Origin of the sequence: Pseudomonas sp. ANT_H4, assembly GCF_008369295.1 — a bacterium.
Classification (GTDB): domain Bacteria; phylum Pseudomonadota; class Gammaproteobacteria; order Pseudomonadales; family Pseudomonadaceae; genus Aquipseudomonas.
In genome coordinates, this window is record NZ_VOBG01000011.1 from 102,316 (window position 1) to 120,248 (window position 17,933).

The 17,933-nt window shown below is 56.6% G+C and carries 19 protein-coding genes and 6 pseudogenes; 11 read left to right on the forward strand and 14 right to left on the reverse strand.

The window, feature by feature from the left end; translation table 11 throughout:
* Positions 1-44: 44 nt before the first annotated feature.
* The 7 genes and pseudogenes from FQ182_RS16060 to FQ182_RS16090 all read right to left on the reverse strand — a co-directional run bounded on the left by FQ182_RS16060 (position 45) and on the right by FQ182_RS16090 (position 3,917).
* Positions 45-377 (reverse strand): DUF2790 domain-containing protein, encoded by a 333-nt coding sequence (locus tag FQ182_RS16060; RefSeq protein WP_092234825.1) that lies wholly within the window; start codon positions 375-377, stop codon positions 45-47.
* Positions 378-567: 190 nt separating this feature from the next.
* Positions 568-880, reverse strand: a pseudogene (locus FQ182_RS16065) (efflux RND transporter permease subunit); the annotation flags it as partial.
* Positions 852-1,010: a hypothetical protein gene (locus tag FQ182_RS30965; RefSeq protein ID WP_268876935.1), complete on the reverse strand. Its 159-nt coding sequence runs from the start codon at positions 1,008-1,010 to the stop codon at positions 852-854. The pseudogene FQ182_RS16065 and the gene FQ182_RS30965, both read right to left, overlap by 29 nt.
* 202 nt (positions 1,011-1,212) lie before the next feature.
* Positions 1,213-1,544, reverse strand: a pseudogene (locus FQ182_RS30330) (hypothetical protein).
* 38 nt (positions 1,545-1,582) lie between these two features.
* Complete coding sequence (locus FQ182_RS16080) at positions 1,583-1,945, reverse strand: hypothetical protein (protein ID WP_092234822.1); 363 nt, start codon at positions 1,943-1,945, stop codon at positions 1,583-1,585.
* Positions 1,946-2,228: 283 nt separating this feature from the next.
* The gene (locus FQ182_RS16085) at positions 2,229-3,152 is read right to left on the reverse strand and encodes an NAD(P)/FAD-dependent oxidoreductase (protein WP_092234819.1); all 924 of its coding nucleotides are present in this window, start codon (positions 3,150-3,152) and stop codon (positions 2,229-2,231) included.
* Positions 3,153-3,527: 375 nt separating this feature from the next.
* Complete coding sequence (locus tag FQ182_RS16090; RefSeq protein WP_235861011.1) at positions 3,528-3,917, reverse strand: DUF305 domain-containing protein; 390 nt, start codon at positions 3,915-3,917, stop codon at positions 3,528-3,530.
* Positions 3,918-3,952: 35 nt separating this feature from the next.
* On the opposite strand from FQ182_RS16090, the gene FQ182_RS29825 reads away from it, so the two are divergent.
* The 7 genes and pseudogenes from FQ182_RS29825 to FQ182_RS16120 all read left to right on the forward strand — a co-directional run bounded on the left by FQ182_RS29825 (position 3,953) and on the right by FQ182_RS16120 (position 8,171).
* Entirely contained in the window at positions 3,953-4,222 is a 270-nt protein-coding gene (locus FQ182_RS29825; protein WP_159439627.1) for a hypothetical protein, read from the forward strand.
* Positions 4,223-4,850: 628 nt separating this feature from the next.
* Positions 4,851-5,186 (forward strand): DUF2790 domain-containing protein, encoded by a 336-nt coding sequence (locus FQ182_RS16100; RefSeq protein ID WP_092234816.1) that lies wholly within the window; start codon positions 4,851-4,853, stop codon positions 5,184-5,186.
* A 217-nt stretch (positions 5,187-5,403) separates the two neighbouring features.
* Positions 5,404-5,553 (forward strand): hypothetical protein, encoded by a 150-nt coding sequence (locus FQ182_RS29830; RefSeq protein WP_178114470.1) that lies wholly within the window; start codon positions 5,404-5,406, stop codon positions 5,551-5,553.
* Positions 5,554-5,687: 134 nt separating this feature from the next.
* Positions 5,688-5,784 (forward strand): annotated as a pseudogene (locus FQ182_RS30970) (transposase); the annotation flags it as partial.
* Between the two features lie 196 nt (positions 5,785-5,980).
* The gene (tnpB, locus tag FQ182_RS16110; protein WP_003425037.1) at positions 5,981-6,325 is read left to right on the forward strand and encodes an IS66 family insertion sequence element accessory protein TnpB; all 345 of its coding nucleotides are present in this window, start codon (positions 5,981-5,983) and stop codon (positions 6,323-6,325) included.
* Between the two features lie 37 nt (positions 6,326-6,362).
* Positions 6,363-7,868: an IS66 family transposase gene (locus tag FQ182_RS16115; protein WP_003425038.1), complete on the forward strand. Its 1,506-nt coding sequence runs from the start codon at positions 6,363-6,365 to the stop codon at positions 7,866-7,868.
* A 3-nt stretch (positions 7,869-7,871) separates the two neighbouring features.
* Positions 7,872-8,171 (forward strand): plasmid pRiA4b ORF-3 family protein, encoded by a 300-nt coding sequence (locus tag FQ182_RS16120; protein WP_003425039.1) that lies wholly within the window; start codon positions 7,872-7,874, stop codon positions 8,169-8,171.
* A gap of 92 nt (positions 8,172-8,263) precedes the next feature.
* Here the strand turns inward: FQ182_RS16120 and merB are convergent, their stop codons facing one another.
* The 5 genes from merB to merT are packed head-to-tail and all read right to left on the reverse strand — an operon-like array spanning position 8,264 to position 11,723.
* Positions 8,264-8,902, reverse strand: coding sequence for an organomercurial lyase MerB (gene merB / locus FQ182_RS16125; RefSeq protein ID WP_003425042.1), 639 nt, complete (start codon positions 8,900-8,902; stop codon positions 8,264-8,266).
* A 12-nt stretch (positions 8,903-8,914) separates the two neighbouring features.
* Positions 8,915-10,597, reverse strand: a complete 1,683-nt coding sequence (merA, locus tag FQ182_RS16130) for a mercury(II) reductase (RefSeq protein WP_003425044.1) — start codon at positions 10,595-10,597, stop codon at positions 8,915-8,917.
* 35 nt (positions 10,598-10,632) lie between these two features.
* Complete coding sequence (gene merC / locus FQ182_RS16135; RefSeq protein WP_003425046.1) at positions 10,633-11,067, reverse strand: organomercurial transporter MerC; 435 nt, start codon at positions 11,065-11,067, stop codon at positions 10,633-10,635.
* A gap of 12 nt (positions 11,068-11,079) precedes the next feature.
* Positions 11,080-11,355 (reverse strand): mercury resistance system periplasmic binding protein MerP, encoded by a 276-nt coding sequence (gene merP, locus FQ182_RS16140; protein ID WP_003425048.1) that lies wholly within the window; start codon positions 11,353-11,355, stop codon positions 11,080-11,082.
* A gap of 17 nt (positions 11,356-11,372) precedes the next feature.
* On the reverse strand, positions 11,373-11,723 hold the full coding sequence (gene merT / locus FQ182_RS16145; protein WP_003425049.1) for a mercuric ion transporter MerT: 351 nt from the start codon (positions 11,721-11,723) through the stop codon (positions 11,373-11,375).
* Between the two features lie 71 nt (positions 11,724-11,794).
* Between merT and merR the strand changes: the two genes are divergently transcribed.
* Both merR and FQ182_RS16155 read left to right on the forward strand, forming a co-directional pair.
* The gene (gene merR, locus FQ182_RS16150) at positions 11,795-12,226 is read left to right on the forward strand and encodes an Hg(II)-responsive transcriptional regulator (protein WP_003425050.1); all 432 of its coding nucleotides are present in this window, start codon (positions 11,795-11,797) and stop codon (positions 12,224-12,226) included.
* 289 nt (positions 12,227-12,515) lie between these two features.
* Positions 12,516-13,727, forward strand: a pseudogene (locus FQ182_RS16155) (OprD family porin); the annotation flags it as partial.
* Between the two features lie 470 nt (positions 13,728-14,197).
* Here the strand turns inward: FQ182_RS16155 and FQ182_RS16160 are convergent.
* A pseudogene (locus tag FQ182_RS16160) lies at positions 14,198-14,808 on the reverse strand (IS110 family transposase); the annotation flags it as partial.
* Positions 14,809-14,897: 89 nt separating this feature from the next.
* Here FQ182_RS16160 and istA point away from each other — a divergent pair.
* Both istA and istB read left to right on the forward strand, forming a co-directional pair.
* Positions 14,898-15,920: an IS21 family transposase gene (istA, locus tag FQ182_RS16165; RefSeq protein ID WP_149413306.1), complete on the forward strand. Its 1,023-nt coding sequence runs from the start codon at positions 14,898-14,900 to the stop codon at positions 15,918-15,920.
* Positions 15,917-16,705 (forward strand): IS21-like element helper ATPase IstB, encoded by a 789-nt coding sequence (gene istB, locus FQ182_RS16170; RefSeq protein WP_149413307.1) that lies wholly within the window; start codon positions 15,917-15,919, stop codon positions 16,703-16,705. Before istA ends, istB begins: the two co-directional genes overlap by 4 nt.
* Before the next feature lie 61 nt (positions 16,706-16,766).
* Here the strand turns inward: istB and FQ182_RS16175 are convergent.
* Positions 16,767-17,207, reverse strand: a pseudogene (locus tag FQ182_RS16175) (IS110 family transposase); the annotation flags it as partial.
* Positions 17,208-17,933: the final 726 nt, after the last annotated feature.

The window sequence follows — 17,933 nt, forward strand, 5'->3', positions numbered from 1 at the left end:
TTAAGTTACTTTTCAGTCAGCGTTCTGTAAGTTCAATCTGCAGTTCAGTTTTGATTCCGACAAGCTGTCCCCATTTCGCGATACTCAAGAATCTGCAGATTGCCGTTGGAGTCCTCATAGGTCATTTGAACCGGCATAACCTCGCAGCTGGAACCGGTAGAGGTTATATGCACGAGCTTGGCGATGTCCAGCTTCATGCCGTACCGATAGTGGGTTACCTCGGGCGGGTTCTTGCCGCGGGATACAGCGTACTCCTGCATCGCCTTTTCGTTGTCCTGAATCATGCGACCATAGACACGGTCGCCGCCGCCTTCGGCCATTACCAAGGACGAGGCGGAAATAACCGAAACTGCCAGTACTGCTTTTAAGATACTCACGTTCAACTCCTCCGCTCACGTGGTAAAAGTATAAACGTGCGAACCTGTCATTAAGATGAAGCGAAAATTACATCTTCGTAATTGCAGGGTGTAAGAAGCTTTTCTTAATAGCTGTAGATAAGAATCAAGTGCCGAAATGACTGGGCAACCCGTGCTCATCGCCAAGTTACCCGGGTTCCTGGCAGCCCAGTTACCTTTCTGTGCCGGACGCTGATTTCCTCCCTTTGCGTCGCATCAACCAATAGGCCGCCGGCAACACCAGCATCGACAACAGTGGAGCGGTGATCACCCCTCCCACCATCGGTCATCGGTGCAGCGATCCGCTTCATCACTTTGGAACCCGCACCGCTGCCCCAGAGAATCGGCTGCAGGCCGGCAATGATCACCACTGTCATGGCCTTGGGTCGAACACGCTGCACGGCGCCTTCACGAATCGCGGCGACCAGGCCGCGCTCAGTACTGTCGCCAGTATCTTCATGTTCGGACCAGGCGCTCTTCAGGTATGGGGCTGGTGAGGGCTAAGATCGGCTGAATCTTACCGCTGCGTTCCACCTGGGCAATCAGCGCCGCCGGCAACCCGATCTCCAGTTTGGCCGCCTGGACGGTCAGCGAAGGGGCATTATCTTCGGCCAACCATAAGGCTTCATTGAGTGTCAGGGGCGGTCGTTGGGCAATGCCTGCACGGTCACCGCCAGGGCAGCCACGACGGGCCAGCCTGTGCAATAGCGTTTGGGTGTATGTTCACGATTGCTGCGATGATCCACTGCGCAGCGCTCTAGCGCATGCAGGCAAGCCATCCAGACGGTGCGGGATGAAACTCAGTGTGGAACAGGAATCAAACGCGCGGAGGTCGCCATACCCCGGAAAGGGCTTGAACGGGAAGGAAATCGCTGGAGAAGGAAACCGCAATGGGGCTGGACTGCGTGACGGGAGGCTTCACGATCGACACTTGCAGCATGCTGGAGGTCTTGCACTCCTGACCGGGCTTGCAGGGCTCGCCATGATCGGAGGGGCTGCCCATCTCGTGGCAACAGTCCGGCTCCACATCCCCATCATCGCTATGCCGGCAGCTTTCATCGGGCAAGATTCTATCGATGCCTTGATGCCCGCCTCACCGCCTATGAGTAGCTTGTCGAAGCGCAGGCTATTGTCCTTCGCCGATATAATGTCTGGGAGAGGATTGCCGTCCAAGATGTTATCGATGGTTACGAGTGTGAATGCGAAATTGGCAGGAGCATCTTTCTTTGCTGCTTGAGCCGCTGCAGTACTGAAAAGGACTTAGCACCAATGAAAGCCGGATTGATGAGATCTTCATACCCAAAGCGTCCACCCAAGGCGACGTGGTACTTAATCTGATGGTAATCGACAACCACCCGGTGAGGGCCGTAGCTGGGTCTGCCCGGATCATAGCAAACGATGATGTCATCGCACGCTTTCGGCCCATCCGTTTCGTAGGATACTTCAATCACATTGGTCTGATCGGGATCTCTAAGCGCCGACGCATAAATCCAAAAAAAGCGAGCTTGGTAATCATGTCCATGCCAATTGGCTTCGACTGCGTTCTCCAAGGGAATCCCTCCTAGCGGTAAAAAGTCTGCGCATAGCCCCCGGGGCGTCATTTTGAAAGTCTTATGGTACAGAGTTGTACGATGAGGTGCGGGGGCTTCTCAGGCAGGAGCCACCAGGTTGTCATTAACGCTACCACCATGCAGCGCAGCAATACCGACCACCCCCCTAGGTAAAGGCCACGGCTCAGTCCGAGCCCCACCTCGCCAGCACCGTAAAGTCGCCACTTGGCAGTATTTGCTGTCGCCGTATGGCCGAAGCAGATCGTCCTTGGATATTAACTTGTCAGCGATAGTTGTCCTTGAGGGTGTTGTGTATCGCGGTCGCCGCAGTCGCCGCATGGGCGACTCCAACACTAATCTGATTGAGCGCATTGACTACATCGCCCGCCGCGTACAACCCCTGGACTGACGTCCGCTGGTCGGTGTCCACTAACAGCTCGCCATTGCTGTCAACATTTACGCCGACGCTTTTCGCCAACTCGGTCCGTGCGTTGCAGCCAAGCATCGGGTATAGGGTGTCGAAACTGAGTTCGCCACCGCTAGCCAAGCGTAGCGCCACACGATGCCCTTTGATCATGCGGATTTGCGCGATCGGATCCTCGATGAGCCGGATGCCTGCCTGTGCAATTCTGAGACGTTCTTCGTTGTCTAGTTCTCTGCCACCCGGTTGCACAAATAGTGTGAGCTGGCGGGTGTAGGTACGAAGAAATAGCGCATGTCTGAAGCCTTCCTTGGCGGAGGCGAGAAGCGCAACGTCCTGGTCGATGACATCGTATCCGTCGCAAATCGGACACCAACGCACATAGCCACCGAGAGTGGCCTCACGCAGGTCGGGTATCTCTGGGTGTTTATCAATAACGCCGGTGGCAAGAACCACAGTCGACGCCACAACGCGGTCATCATCGATATCGGCGATGAAGTCGTCTCCTTGCTTTGATAGCGCTTTCACGGTGGCTCGTCGGACATAAACATTGTAGCGCTCTGCCTGTTTGCGTAGCCGTGTCAACAACTCGGCGCCCGAAACACCCAGAGGAAAACCCGGATAGTTGTGGGTGATCGGGATCAGCCCTGCACGGCTCTGGCCGGCATCGACCAGTAGAACCTGTCGGCGATACCGCGCCAAATAGATAGCTGCTGTCAGCCCGGCAGGGCCTGCACCGACAATAAGGCAATCCAGCACATGACATTGAGCCCGCTTGCTTGTCATCTGGCTCTCCAGTTGTTGCCGATGCTGTCGGACGCCAGCGTCATTAGCCAGTACCGGCCATCATGCAGTCATCGAAATTAGCCCGAAAAGAACGCTTTGGCCCACGTTCTGGACTCGGAATGTCTCTACCGCGCTCAAGCGATTGGGCTTCTCAAGGCGCAGTGACAGAGTCAGAGCATCGTCTCGGGCTCAGATCAGTGCCTCTGACCTTTGGCCTATCTCGAATGGTTCTGGAGATCTATAGACCAAGCGGAGCTTAGTTTTCGTCCACTACCAGTTCAAGGTGATATGCATCGGCAGCAAATTACCGTCCAAACCGGCGCGGCTATTTCTTTCAAGGATGCAGCGCACAGATCGACTTTGGCATCACCATAGTCATGGTTTTTCATTCGCTTTAATCCACTGATCGAATTCAGCCATTTCCTTCTTCTGTGCGGCAATTATGTCCTTGGCCATACGGAGCATCTCCGGATTTTTCCCGTTCTTGAGTTCGGCCTGCGCCATCTCGACTGCCATTTGGTGGTGCATGCGCATGTTGGCCGCGAAGTCATAATCCACATCACCGGTCATGGACATGCCGCCCAGTTGTTTCGTGATCTTCGTTTGATCCATCTGCTCGGAAGTCATCGGCATCGTTTCACTTTTCGCGGGTTCTGCGGCATTGGTCCACGTCGGCGCTGCTACCATTACCGCGACAGCCATCGCTGCCGCCCTCATCGACAAAGTGAACCGACCAGAACTGTTGTGCTTGATATGCTGTGACATTGTGAATCTCCTGTTAGAGGCCGGAGGGTTGGCACATGCATACCATTGCCCCCGCGCACGGATATCGCTATTTCTGTACCTGCATGGGGGATCGACTAACCTTGGGCACCAGCCATTTCGCGGCAGCTCTTTGCGCATTCGCGACAGGCCTTGACGCAATCTTCCATATCACCGACCTGTTCGCAGCTCTTGGCACAGGCCTCGCAGATCTCGGCGCAAACCTCGCAAACGTGGTGGTGGAAGGTGGAACCACTCAACAAGAAATTGGCCGACGTCTGACAGATTTCGGCGCAGTTGATCATTAGGCGAAAATGTTCGGCCTCAAGGTGTTTACCCCCCACCTCAAGGCAACGGGTCATCGCTGTATTCAGACAGGTTTTTTGGCAGTGACTGCACGCCTCAACGCAAGGCAGCAGGTGTTGGTGAGTGACCATGCGAGGGGTCATCGGGGTGTCGCTCATAGCTATGTTCTCCATTGCATCCAAGGAAAGACAACGCTAGCAGTGGCACTGGGAGCAGCGGCATTCGACAATTTCCATTAAAAACAGCTGATCATTTTTGACTGATCGCGGATGAGGATATTGCAGACAAACGCCAAGCGTAATGCGCGCAAGATACTGTTTCATAGCATTCAAGTTAGCGCCTGCCCAATGGTTCATATTTCACCCTAGGCCACGCTCGGCGGACAGTCGATAGAAATTAATATTACATTTCTGTCAGCTTCTAGTCGGTTAGCATTTCGTTTCGCATGGGTTTTAACACCATCCGAGCCTATTTAGCTGACGAGGCGTAAACCACAATAGGTGCACCGCTCGGAATGCCATTAACAGAGCAAAGATCATACCTGACAGATTAGTAATGTTAGCGGCAGCCTTCTGACAGGTATCGCGGACTACTATTTGACTATAAATTAGTTAGAGCGCGGAGAAAATCATGAAAATATTGAATGCAGGCATCGCTATTGCAATATTGGCAGCTTCTTCCGCGGCCTTGGCTGAAGGCGGAGGGGATCGCGTCTACGGTCGGATGTTGCAAGAGAATCAGCAAACAATGGAGCAATATGCCAGCAAAAACGGTAAAGCCGTGCCTGAAATTGTCCACTATAAGTATGGGTTGGACCTCGATATCGCAAAAGTGGTTAGCGTGACTCCAACAGCCGCTAAGTATTGTGGGTTGGTCCCTTCGCGTATGACCTACGAAGACTCGAGTGGCAAGCTCAACACTATCGAATACCAAGTGTTGGGAAGCAATTGCCCTCATGGCGGTTGATCGCTTACCAGCCAAATACAGGAACGCGTAAAAAAACTCACTGAAAATTCAACAACGCCTTACTTTTTGCTGACAAAAAAGTAATTTTCAGGTCACGCTACAGTTATGTTCCATGTGGAATTATCGACGACGGAACGCAGGGTAAATTACCTGCACTCCCATAATCATAAAAATATTTCACATAGAAACTCTGCCAAGCTATAGCCTGGAGTGCTACATGAATAATAAAAGCTTTTATGGGCTTTCCCTCATTGCCCTTGGCATGAGTATGGGGCAGGTTGCAGTGGCCGTTGAGCAAAAACCAGAGGGGTTCATTGAGGGGAGTAGCTTTAACATTCGTAACCGTCCGGCCAGCACCCTCTCCTGACAGCCCTCCAAATTGGCCAAGATAGTGGACACCATTTTTTAGTGGACACTATCTTGGATACAGTTGCCCCAGCCCGTCGAGCCGGTCGCCGCCCCAACTTTCCGCTGGACTTTAAACGCCAAGTCGTCGAGGCCACCTTCCAGCCTGGCGCCTCCGTGTCATTGATCGCTCGCGAACATGACGTCAATGCCAATCTGGTCTTTCGCTGGCGGCAGCAATACCAAGAAGGGCTATTCGGCCCGGTCAGCCAGAGTGCTTCGTTTTTGCCAGTCCAGGTGATCGAGGCGCCAATGGATCTGCCGCCAGTCTTCCAGCCACAGGCAGAGTGTCATTCCGAGATCGCAGTTGAGGTAGGAAAAGCCAAGTTGCGTATCACCGGAGCACCAGACCCGCAGACGCTGCAACTCGTCTTGCAGCAGTTAGTGCGATGATTGCCCCTCCCGCTGGAACCCGTATCTGGATCGCCGCTGGCGTCACGGACATGCGTCGTGGCTTCGACGGTTTGGCGGCCATGGTGCAGACTCAACTGGAAGCCGATCCCTTCTCCGGTCAGATCTTCGCCTTTCGCGGACGGCGTGGTGACCGGATCAAACTGTTGTGGTGGGATGGCGACGGCTTGTGCCTGTTTTGCAAACGGTTGGAGCAAGGACGCTTTGTCTGGCCGCAAGCAACCAGCGGCAGCGTGTCGCTGACGACCGCGCAGTTGTCGATGCTGTTGGAGGGCATTGATTGGCGCCGGCCAATTCGTACAGCACCCGTCCTCGCGGTCTGACTTGCCGCGCTGAAAAAATCCCCAGTAATATTCGGGCATGACCCTCGTGACCGACTCCCTGCCGAATGATCTTCAAGCCTTGAAGGCGCTGATCGCTGCCCAGCACGCAGAGATTGAGCGCTTGAAGATGATGATCGCCAAGCTGCGTCGTACGCAGTTCGGTCGCAGCTCCGAGCAACTGGAAGCGATGATCGACCAGCTCCAGTTGAGCCTTGATGAGCTGCAAATCAGCCAAGCCGAAATGACACCTCCAGTCGAGCCGGCACCTCGCGCAGTTTCGCGCCGTAAACCATTGCCTGAACACCTACCTCGCGAAACCCACGTTCATCAGCCCGAGTCGCAATGCACTGGCTGCGGTGGGACGCTTCGCCATTTAGGTGAGGATGTGTCCGAAGTGCTGGAGTACGTTCCGGCACGTTTCAAAGTCATTCGCCATGTCCGTCCGAAGTGGGTTTGCCGCTGCTGCGAGCACTTCGCCCAGGTGCCGGCACCGAGTCGCCCGATCGCCCGAGGTCTTGCCGGCCCAGGGTTGTTGGCCCATGTGCTGGTCTCGAAGTTTGTCGATCATTTGCCGTTGTATCGGCAGTCCGAGATCTACGCCCGTGAGGGCGTGGAGCTGGAGCGCTCAACCCTGGCCGACTGGGTTGGCCAGAGCAGTCAGTTGCTGCGACCACTGATCAACGCCCTTGAGCACCACGTCATGAGCGGACACAAAGTCCATGCCGACGACACGCCGATTGGCGTGCTCGCGCCGGGCAACGGCAAGACCAAATCGGCGCGCCTGTGGACGTACGTGCGGGACGACCGACCTACGGGGGACGCGACACCGGCGGCGGTCTGGTTTGCCTACTCGCCGGATCGCAAGGGGCAACATCCCCGCGCGCATCTCAAGCGCTTCAGCGGGATCTTGCAGGCGGACGGCTATGCCGGTTTTGCTCAACTATATGCCACGGGCACCATTGAGGAAGCGGCGTGTTGGGCTCACGCCCGGCGCAAGTTTTACGAGGTCTACAAAGACCTGGCTTCACCACTTGCCGCCGAGGCGCTGCAACGGATTGCGGCCCTGTATGCCATCGAAAGCGAGATTCGAGGGCAACCGCCCAACCTGCGAAAAGTGGTTCGGCAAAGCCGAGCCAGTCCGCTGCTGGAACAACTCCACGCGTGGCTCAACCAGACGCTGACTCAACTGTCGAAAAAATCGGCATTGGGCGGTGCGATTCTCTATGCCCTCAATCGGTGGCAGGCCTTGGTGCGCTATTGCGATGACGGGCGAATTGAGATCGACAACAACGCTGCCGAACGCGCGCTACGTGCTGTCGCGCTAGGCAGAAAAAATTATCTGTTCGTCGGTTCCAACGCCGGCGGCGAACGAGCGGCTGCGATTTACAGCCTGGTGGGTTCAGCCAAACTCAACGACCTGAACCCGCAAGCCTATTTGACACACGTGCTGGAGCGCATCGCCGACCACCCGATCAATCGGGTCGACGAACTGCTGCCCTGGAACGTTTCTCTCGCCTCCACGGAACTCTGCGAGGCCGCCTGATCCATGGTCAAAACTGTTCGCTTGCCAAAACCCGAACCTGATTTGTTGCTACTGCACATTGAATTGAAGTGGATCGAACCTGCCATCTGGCGCCGTGTGGCGGTGCCCGAGAACATCACCTTAGGCAAATTGCACGCGGTGATCCAGATCGCAATGGGCTGGCACGATGACCATCTGCATGAGTTTGAAATAGCTGGTGAGAGTTACGGTATTCCCGACTCCGATGGATGGGGGCCTCCCGTGAACTCGGAGACCCGCAAGACTCTGATCAAAGCGTTGAACGGGAAAAGGACATTCCGCTAGGTCTATGACTTTGGCGATGGCTGGGATCACCGGATCAAAGTCGGAAAGAGAAATCCGATGCCCACTCCGTAGGACATTGAGTCGAAATCCAATCACGATGTTCTCATTGGAAGGGTCTGCAACAGATGTCGATTAAGCTCCTGGCCCACGCCGAACGCCTCTTGGACGCTTACGATAGTCAATCCTTGATGCTTGGAGGCCCAATCTTCTGCCGCTGGGATAGATGCGAAGAAATGCACATGGCAACAGAAGGACTGACGAACGTCGGCCGCCTCCTGCGGCAATACCAGTGACACTGCCACGTCGGCAGGTTCAACAGCCTGTATCTCGCTGGGTGAAACCGTAAGCGAAACGGGTGCTCCAGTTGCAGCGCAATGCGACGAGACGCGAGCTGTACGGCCGATTAACGCCGGGAGCATCAGGGTGTCCAGCGCGCACCAGGCATACAGCCGGCGGTTGTCAATTTCCAAGACATGCGACGTCTCGCGCAAGGTGAGGACATAGCCGATGATGTTCCCATCGTTGTCGTATTCGGTACTGGTGGCTTGTTCGAGCACAGCCGCCACTTGCTCAGCGGGCCAGCCAAGAGTCCTGGCAAGCGTAGTTCGCGAAATCGGGCGTCCCTTGGCAAGTTCACCCAGTAGCGCGACCAAGAACTCCGCAAAACCTTTGGGCCGGTTGGTCGGGGTGAGACGTTCGGCGATCTCGGTAATGTAGCGGGCAAATTTCATGGTGCTCTCCATTCATCCAGCGCAGCAGGACAATTGCTTTACGTCCTTGGTGAAAGTCTGCGCCGCGAGCTTCAGGCCCTCGACCATGGTTAGGTAGGGGAACAACTGGTCGGCCAGCTCCTGCACGGTCATGCGGTTGCGAATAGCCAGCACCGCCGTCTGAATCAGCTCGCCCGCTTCCGGGGCCACCGCCTGCACGCCGAGCAACCGACCAGAACCCGCTTCGGCGACCAGCTTGATGAACCCTCGCGTGTCGAAGTTGGCCAGCGCACGCGGCACGTTGTCCAGGCTCAGCGTGCGACTGTCGGTTTCGAGGCCTGCGCGCTGTGCTTCCGCTTCGCTGTAACCGACGGTGGCCACCTGCGGATCGGTGAACACCACCGCCGGCATGGCATCGAGATTAAGCGTAGCTTCGCCGCCGGTCATGTTGATCGCCGCACGGGTGCCAGCCGCCGCCGCGACGTAGACGAACTGCGGCTGGTTGGTGCAGTCGCCGGCTGCATAGATATCCACTGCGCTACTGCGCATGCCCTGATCGATCTGAATGGCGCCGCGTTCATCCAACAGTACACCCGCCGCTTCCAGGTTCAGGCTTTGGGTGTTGGGCGTGCGGCCGGTGGCGACGAACAGTTGGTCGGCGCGCAGTTCACCGTGGTTGGTGGTCAGTACGAATTCGCCGTTGGCGTGGGTCACCTGACTGGCTTGTGTCTGCTCAAGCACGTCGATGCCCTCCATGCGGAAGGCTGCGGTCAGCGCCTCGCCGATGGCCGGATCTTCGCGGAAGAACAGCGAGTTGCGCGCCAGGATGGTGACGCGGCTACCCAGCCGGGCAAAGGCTTGCGCCAGCTCCAAGGCCACCACGGATGAGCCGATCACGGCGAGCCGTTGCGGAATACTGGCGCTGGCCAGTGCCTCCTCCGAGGTCCAATAGGGGGTGTCTTGCAGCCCGCGAATCGGCGGCACGGCCGCACCGGCGCCGGTAGCGATCAGGCAGCGGTCGAACGCGACTTCGCGCCCGCCCCCCTCGACCAGTTCGACGCTGAGCGTGTGGCCGTCCTGGAAGCGAGCGGTGCCACGCAGCACGGTGATGGCTGGTGTGCTCTCCAGAATGCCTTCGTACTTGGCGTGACGCAGTTCGTCGACAAGGCCTTGCTGTTGCGCGAGCAGCCGCTCGCGCAGGACGGTCGGCGGCGTGGCGGGCATTCCGTCATCGAACGGACTCTCGCGGCGCAAATGAGCCACATGCGCGGCGCGAATCATGATTTTCGACGGCACGCAGCCGACGTTGACGCAAGTGCCGCCGATGGTGCCGCGCTCGATCAGAGTGACGCGGGCGCCGGCTTCCACCGCCTTCAAGGCGGCCGCCATTGCCGCACCGCCGCTGCCTATGACTGCAATGTGTAGCGCGTCGCCGTTTTTGCCGACCTCGGTGTCGCTGCGCAACCAGCCCAGCGCCTTATCGAGCTGGCCGGGGCGCGGTTGTAGCGAGGCGACTTCGAACGACGCTTGATACCCAAGGGCCTCGACGGCGGCTTGCATTTGTTCACGGCTGACAGCCGCGTCGGCCGTCATTTCGGCCTTCCCACCGGCGTAGGAGACGTCCGCCCGGTGCACGCCGGAGATTCCCTCCAGAGCATCTCTGACGCGGTCGGCACAGGAGGCGCAGGTCATACCGTGGATTCGCAGTGTGGTCATAGCGTTTACTTCCTCAAATGGGTCTCTTTGCGGCATTACTGTTTTGGCTGTGGTGGGCAGGCACCCGGGGCGCAACGGGGGTGGGCGGGCGACACGAGATCCCAGATCGAGCCCCCAAGCATGAGGGCCAGACCGATATAGAGCAGCCAACCGCTCCGCCAGCCATAAGCCCGCATCAAAAACACCGCAGCCAAGACCAGGACAGGGCCTATCAGGCCGAGTGCAGTTCGCTGCCACTGCCGATGTTTGAGCCAGCCAAGGGAATTGACGAGCAGCGCCAGGGCCGCAAACAAGGGCAGTAGCGTGGTGATGAACAGGCCTTCCCACTGGCTCAAAAAGCCCAGACCGATTGCAGCGCCTAAGCTAGCCAGAGCAGGAAAACACGCGGCGCAGCCTAGGGCTGAAACCAGCACACCGACGGAACTGGCTTTGTCACCGATCCGCGTGAACAGATTGAGAGGATTTCTCATTGGTATTTCCTCCTATTGCTTGATGGTAGATGGATAGCCGGCATCCTCGGTCGCCTTGGTCAGGGCCTCGGAGTTGGTCTTGGCATCGTCGAAGGTCACGATGGCTTCGCGTTTCTCGAAACTCACCTCGGTCTTGGTCACGCCCTCGACCTGGGTCAGCGCTTTCTTGACCGTGATCGGACAGGCGGCGCAGGTCATGCCCGGTACCGACAGGGTGACGGTTTGGATGGCGGCCCACACCGGGGAAACCACGGCAATGAGCGCGAGAGCGGCAAACAGCTTTTTCATGGGAGACTCCTGCCTGATCAGTAAAACAACGGGAGGATGTAGGGGAAACCGAGCGCGACCAGCACGAGTGCCATCACGAGCCAGAAAATGAACTTGTAGGTAGTTCGTACCTGCGGAATTGCGCAGGTCTCACCGGGTTTGCAGGCTTGAGCCGGGCGGAAAATGCGCCGGTAAGCGAAGAACAGCGCCAACAATGCCGCGCCGATGAAAAACGGGCGGTAGGGCTCCAGAACGGTGAGATTACCGATCCAGGCGCCGCTGAAGCCCAGGGCAATTAGCACCAGCGGGCCCAGGCAGCAGGTGGACGCAAGGATCGCCGCCAGACCTCCAGCGAGGAGTGCACCACGGCCCTTTTGTGATTCAGACATGGGTTCAACCTTTCGAATGTTTGATCGATGGGTTAAGGTTATTTCCGTAGTCAGGTACGGAGTCAAGCGGTATGAAAAACACTGCGGAAAGCCTGACCATTGGCGTCTTTGCCAAGGCAGCCGGGGTTAACGTGGAAACCATTCGGTTCTATCAACGCAAAGGGCTGTTGCCCGAACCGGACAAGCCCTACGGCAGCATTCGTCGCTACGGCGAGGCGGATATTGCACGGGTGAAATTCGTGAAGTCCGCACAACGGCTGGGCTTCAGCCTCGATGAAGTGGCCGGACTGTTGCGGCTCGATGACGGTACGCACTGCAATGATGCGCGTGTGCACGCCGAGCAGAAGCTCGAAGACGTGCGGGGGAAACTTGCGGATCTGCGGCGGATCGAGTTGGTCCTGGCGCAGTTGGTTGATGACTGTTGCGCGAGCCACGGGACGGTTAGCTGCCCGCTGATCGATTCGCTGCATGGAATAGATAGCCACGAAAACTTCGCGCCTTAGCCTACGATTTCCCGTTTCATTGCCCCCCTGTTTGTCGGCTTGAACAGGAAAAGAGCGGCGCTCAATGAGCCCCGTTGACTGGCCAAACCTACGGTCTGCTTTTAGCCACGCTCTTACCCTACAGAGCCGAGAGTCCTGATCACTTCGAATGCAAATGATTGGTCAGTTGCAACGCAAATGGGTGGTCAAGTGGGGTGCAATTTCGCAGTTTTTGAGTGTGAGCGCGTCAATCAGCGGTTAAAGGGGATTAAGGTCTGAGATGCAAGGCGGTGTAGTTCGGACGCTTACTAACATTCTCAACCGCAATCTCTACTTCAATCGCGACTTTCGCAACGGTCAGTCCAGTCGAACTGGAAATGGTTACTCCGAAGAGTGGGCTCACGGAATCATCGGACGTTTTGAGTCAGGCTTCACCCAGGGCACTGTGGGCTTCGGCATTGATGCATTCGCAATGCAAGGGATCAAGCTTGACTCGGGTGATGGCCGTTCTGGAGCCGGTGGCACAATAGACATCATGCCCTACAACAGCAAAGGTCAACCTGAGGATACCTATTCAAAAGTCGGTGGAGCAGCCAAGCTTCGCTTGCTAGATACGGTCATCAAGGTTGGGGACGTATTTCCTTCCACGCCTGTTGTGGCGTATGGGGACTCACGACTGCTGCCTGAGAGCTTTCGTGGCGCCACGTTTGCCAACACCAGCATTGAAGGCCTGACCTTGCAGGGTGGTCGCCTGCATGCGATGAGCCAACCGAACTCAAGCAGCATGCGCGACGGTTTTGCCACGTTCTATGCAGGATCTGTCGACGCGCCTTGGATCGCCTACCTGGGTGGCGATTACGCCGTCAACAAAAATGTCGGTGTGAGTCTCTATACCAGCCGCTTCAAAGATGTGTGGAACCAGTACTATGCAGGCACTACGTTAAGCTACCCACTTTCCGAGAATGTCGCGCTGATTGGTAGCCTGAACTACTACCGAGCAGTCGACGAGGGGAAAAAACTGCTGGGCAGCTTCGATAACAACATCTGGAGCGGTAAGACCGGTGTCCAGTTTGGCGCCCACACGCTGACCGTTGGCTACCAGCGCAGCAATGGGGATGACGATTTTGATTACCTGCGCCAATCTGATTCGATTTTCCTGGATAACTCTATCCAATACAGCGATTTCAACTCCCCGAAAGAGCAATCCTTGCAGCTACGCTATGACTTGAATATGCAGCCCTTTGGCATTCCTGGCCTGAGCTTCATGACTCGTTACGCAAAGGGCTGGGATGCTGACTACTCGAATGCGAACAACGTCTATATGCGCCGAGGAGCTGATGGCGCCCCACTGCAGGACCAGAAGCGTTGGGAGCGTGACATCGAGGCTAAGTACATCATTCAAACCGGCTCTCTGAAAGATATGTCCTTCCGTGTGCGCCAAGCAACGACACGGGCCACCGACTTTGAATCTGATCTGGATGAGGTCCGCCTGATCGTGGAGTACCCACTGCAACTTCTATAAATGGAGTTCTGACGAACGTCTTCATAGACGTTCGCTAACCAGGTACAACCCGTCTCCTTGTTGCTCCTTTGGTGGGAGGCGGCTTAGGCGCCCTTGTGGCGCCTTTTTTTATGTACGCCGGGGGGGCCGGGATTTTGTGGGTGAAAGTCCCCTCGTAAGCTGACCACAGTGAACGAAGTGAAGCGGTCGCGGTAGGAATGGTAGTTACCTGCCCCACGCCCCCGGGTTGCCAAGCTTTCAATCTGTGACGGCCTGATGGTAGAGATTGCACTCATACATCCGGACTTTCGGTGCGGCGTTGCCGCTATCCCAGATGGAATCCGCTGGCCGAGTTCTCAATAGATCCGTGTGCTCAGGGCACGCTGTGCGGGTCAGATTTTCTTGGCCACGGTCTTACCAGTTTTGCCATCAATTCATGATCACCTGAGCAATCAATAGAGTTGGTCCGCTACGGGGTTAAGTTGACGTCTTCAAGCCGCTTCGTACGCGACAACGGTCGTGTAATCGGAACGGAACTCGCGGTCACCGGCCAACAAGGCCCATATAATTCGGGCGTTTTTATTAGCCAGTGCAACGGCTGCCACATTGGCGTTACGCCGCTTAAGTAGCCGGCTAAGCCAGCTGTCAGAAATCTCTTTTCGCTGTGCTGCGTAGATCATCGACCGTGCCCCTTGGATCAGTAGCGTCCGTAAATAGGAGTCCCCCCGCTTACTCATCCCCAACAGCACCGTCTTACCGCCAGTGGAGTTCTGCTTCGGCACCAGCCCAAGCCAAGCACTCACCTCTCGGCCATTCTTGAAACTCTTGGCATCGCCAAGAGAGGCTACCATGCACTGGCCGTGATCGGCCCGATGCCTGGCATCTTCGCCAGCTTGCAGCTGTTTTCATTCGCGCGATGCCAAGCGACAATTTGATTCTCGATCTCATGAACCTGATGATCGAACCCCTTCAACTGTTCCAGTAGACGCTGCACAAGCAGACGAAACGAGCCCGGCAACTCGTTGCGCTCATCCTCAATAAACTCCGGCACGCGCTTGGCCACATGTGCGATGCCCTGCGGGATTACAAGACCAAATCGGCTAGTAGCTGTCAGTACCGATGCAAAACTGACCCACCCTACCGGTTGAAAACTGACCCACTTGGGCAAAATGCAGCTTTTGCGAGCTGCCCATGCTGTCCCAGGAGCAACACGTGGAAATCAGTGTTCTTATTCGTCAGGGTTTGTCTATCCGGGCCATCGCTCGGCAGATGGGCTGCTCTCGCAATACCATTCGACGCCACCTCAAATTACAGGCCCAGCGCCAGCCCGTCGTCTATGGCCCGCGCGCGCAGCGCGTGGGCAAGCTTGTGCCTTTCGAGGCCTATCTGCGCCAGCGCGTAGAAGCCGCTCGACCACATTGGATTCCCGCCATCGTGCTGTTGAGGGAGATCCGCGAACAGGGTTACGAAGGCGGGTACTCAATTCTCACCAGCTTTCTGCTGACCTTGAAATCCAAGGCAAACGAAGCCGTCGTTCGCTTTGAAACCGAGCCCGGTGAGCAGATGCAGGTGGACTTCACCGTCATTCGGCGTGGCCGCGATCCGTTGTTGGCATTCGTTGCAACGTTGGGCTGGAGCCGTGCGACCTACGTCGTTTTCTCCCGTCGCGAAGACTCCGCAGCCTGGTGTTCCGGTATCGAAAAGGCGCTGCGTTTCTTCGGCGGTACGCCGCGAAAGCTACTCTTCGACAACGCCAAAACCATCATCCAGGAACGCGATGTTTATGGCCCCGGTCAGCACCGCTGGAATCCTGCACTATTGAATTTGGCAGAGCGCTACGGCTTCACACCGAAAGTCTGCCGGCCTTATCGGGCGCAGACCAAGGGCAAGGTCGAGCGCTTCAACCACTACCTGAAAAACAGCTTCGTAGTGCCACTGGCCGCGTCACTTAACCAGGTCAACTTGCTGTTGGACGTTGATGTCGCGAACAGCAAGATCGGCCCTTGGTTGATGGAGGTCGCCAACGCCCGAACACATGCGACGACGGGCGAAATACCGCAACACCGACTGGATACCGAAGTGCACCACTTGTTGCCCCTGCCAGAGATCCAAGGGGTTGCGAGCAGCATGATTTCGGTCGTCCAACCCATGCCGGTGGAAAGCTTGCAGCATCCGCTCTCGGTCTATCAGGCACTGCTTGAGGTACGTCCATGAACCTTCAACATCTGCGCATCGAGTCTCTTTGCCAACAGTTCAAGCTGGACACTTTTGCGACGGACTTGCCGGCACTGGCCCAGCAAGCGGCCGAAAAAGAAACGAGCTATGCCGACTTCCTGGAACAGCTTCTGCTGAGCGAGGATCGCGCTCGAAACGAGCGGCGGCGGCAAGCGCTGCTGCAACAGTCCGGGCTGCCGGCGGTGAAAACGGTTGAACAATACGACTTCAAATTCGCCAGCGGCGCACCGCAAAGTCAGATCCTGGAACTGGCCGGGCTGGCCTTCATCGAGCGAAAGGAAAATGTGGTGCTGCTGGGGCCTTCGGGCGTTGGCAAAACACACTTGGCCAGCGCTCTGGCTCATCGGGCGATCATGGCAGGCATTTCCACCCGGTTCATCTCCGCCGCCGACCTGACGTTGCAACTCGTCGCCGCGCACCATCAAGGGCGCCTGGCTCAGTATTTCAGTCGCGTTGTTCAACGCTCGAAACTGCTGGTAATCGATGAGATCGGCTATTTGCCGTTTGGCCGTGACGAAGCCAACTTGTTCTTCAACGTAATCGCCAAACGGTACGAACATGGCAGCTTGGTGCTGACCAGTAACTTGCCGTTCAGCCAGTGGGCAACGACCTTCGCGGACGACTCGACATTGACCGCTGCGCTGCTGGATCGACTTCTGCACCATGCGCATATCGTCCAGGTCAGCGGACAGAGTTATCGACTGAAGGACAAGCTGAAATCAGGTCAGGTGGTGCCGAGAGAAACGGCCTCGCCACAGAAATAAACAGACATCAAACACCGCCGGGGTGGGTCAGTTTTACTTCGGTAGGGTGGGTCAGTTTTCAACCGGTGTTGACAAGTAGCACGCGGATCTGATTAGCTTGCGCTGTCCGTGCCTTCACGAATCCTTGACGAACCCGATGCAGCGACAGCACGGCCTGTTGCTCAATGTCCTTGATCGGCACAAAACGCATGGTTGGCCGACCCACCGCTTCGCAGATAGCCTCAGCGTCAGCTACATCGTTTTTGTTCGTTTTCACGTATGGCTTTACGAATTGCGGGGCCATCAGCCTCACATCGTGACCCAAGCTGCGCAGCTTGCGAGCCCAATGGTGGGCGCTTCCACAGACCTCCATACCAATCAGACACTGCGGCATGATGGCAAAAAAGGTGGCGACCTGGTCGCGTTTGAGTTGCTTCCTCAGAACGGTCTTGCCATGTTCATTAACACCTTGCACCTGAAATACATTTTTCGCCAAGTCGATACCAACGGTCATAATTTTCATACCGAACGCTCCTCTTGGTTTGTGGTTTCTGAAGCCCTTCCACTATTGCACGTTGAGACCTTTGGTTTGTGGATGGGGCGTCCATACCAATAGGTCCGTACGTGCGGAACTACCGCATACGGCTCCTGCCTCAGGTACGTGACGCGAGCGTTCCTCAGGGTAAGGCAGTGCATCTCTGGGTCTGGGTATATAGAGGCCTGCAAGGCGTCCGTAGCGCCACCATTGGAGTCGGTTACGCTGGCTGCGCCGCTTGAGGGCTTGCCGCCATAGACGGCATACCGCCAACCGAAAACCGCCAAGGCGTATCAGGTTTCCCGGCACCGTGTGGTAGTTGAAATATCCACTGACCACACGGGTAGCTGCGGTGTGATGTGGTGCAGCAATGCAGTGAAATGCATGCCCTTGTCCCTCCGGGCTGCTTCACGTACACCTTCAAGTCCCATCTCCAACCGCGCGGGACCAGAGCATGACTGGCGTATAACGCCATGCTCCGCATTGCCTTCTGCTTCGCATAACAGCATCGGCGTTCCTGATTTCGCGGCTCAATGGCTGGCCCATCGGTTTCCCCTGTCAACGCTTCACCCTGCACCTCACGGTGCAACGTGCATGACTCGGGGTCTGGTTGATTCGCCATTTCTTACCAGTATCGAACTTTCATCGACTATCCTCCGCCAGCTAACTGGCGCACTAAGCGTCCGCCAATCACACCTTGCGTGACCGATTTCT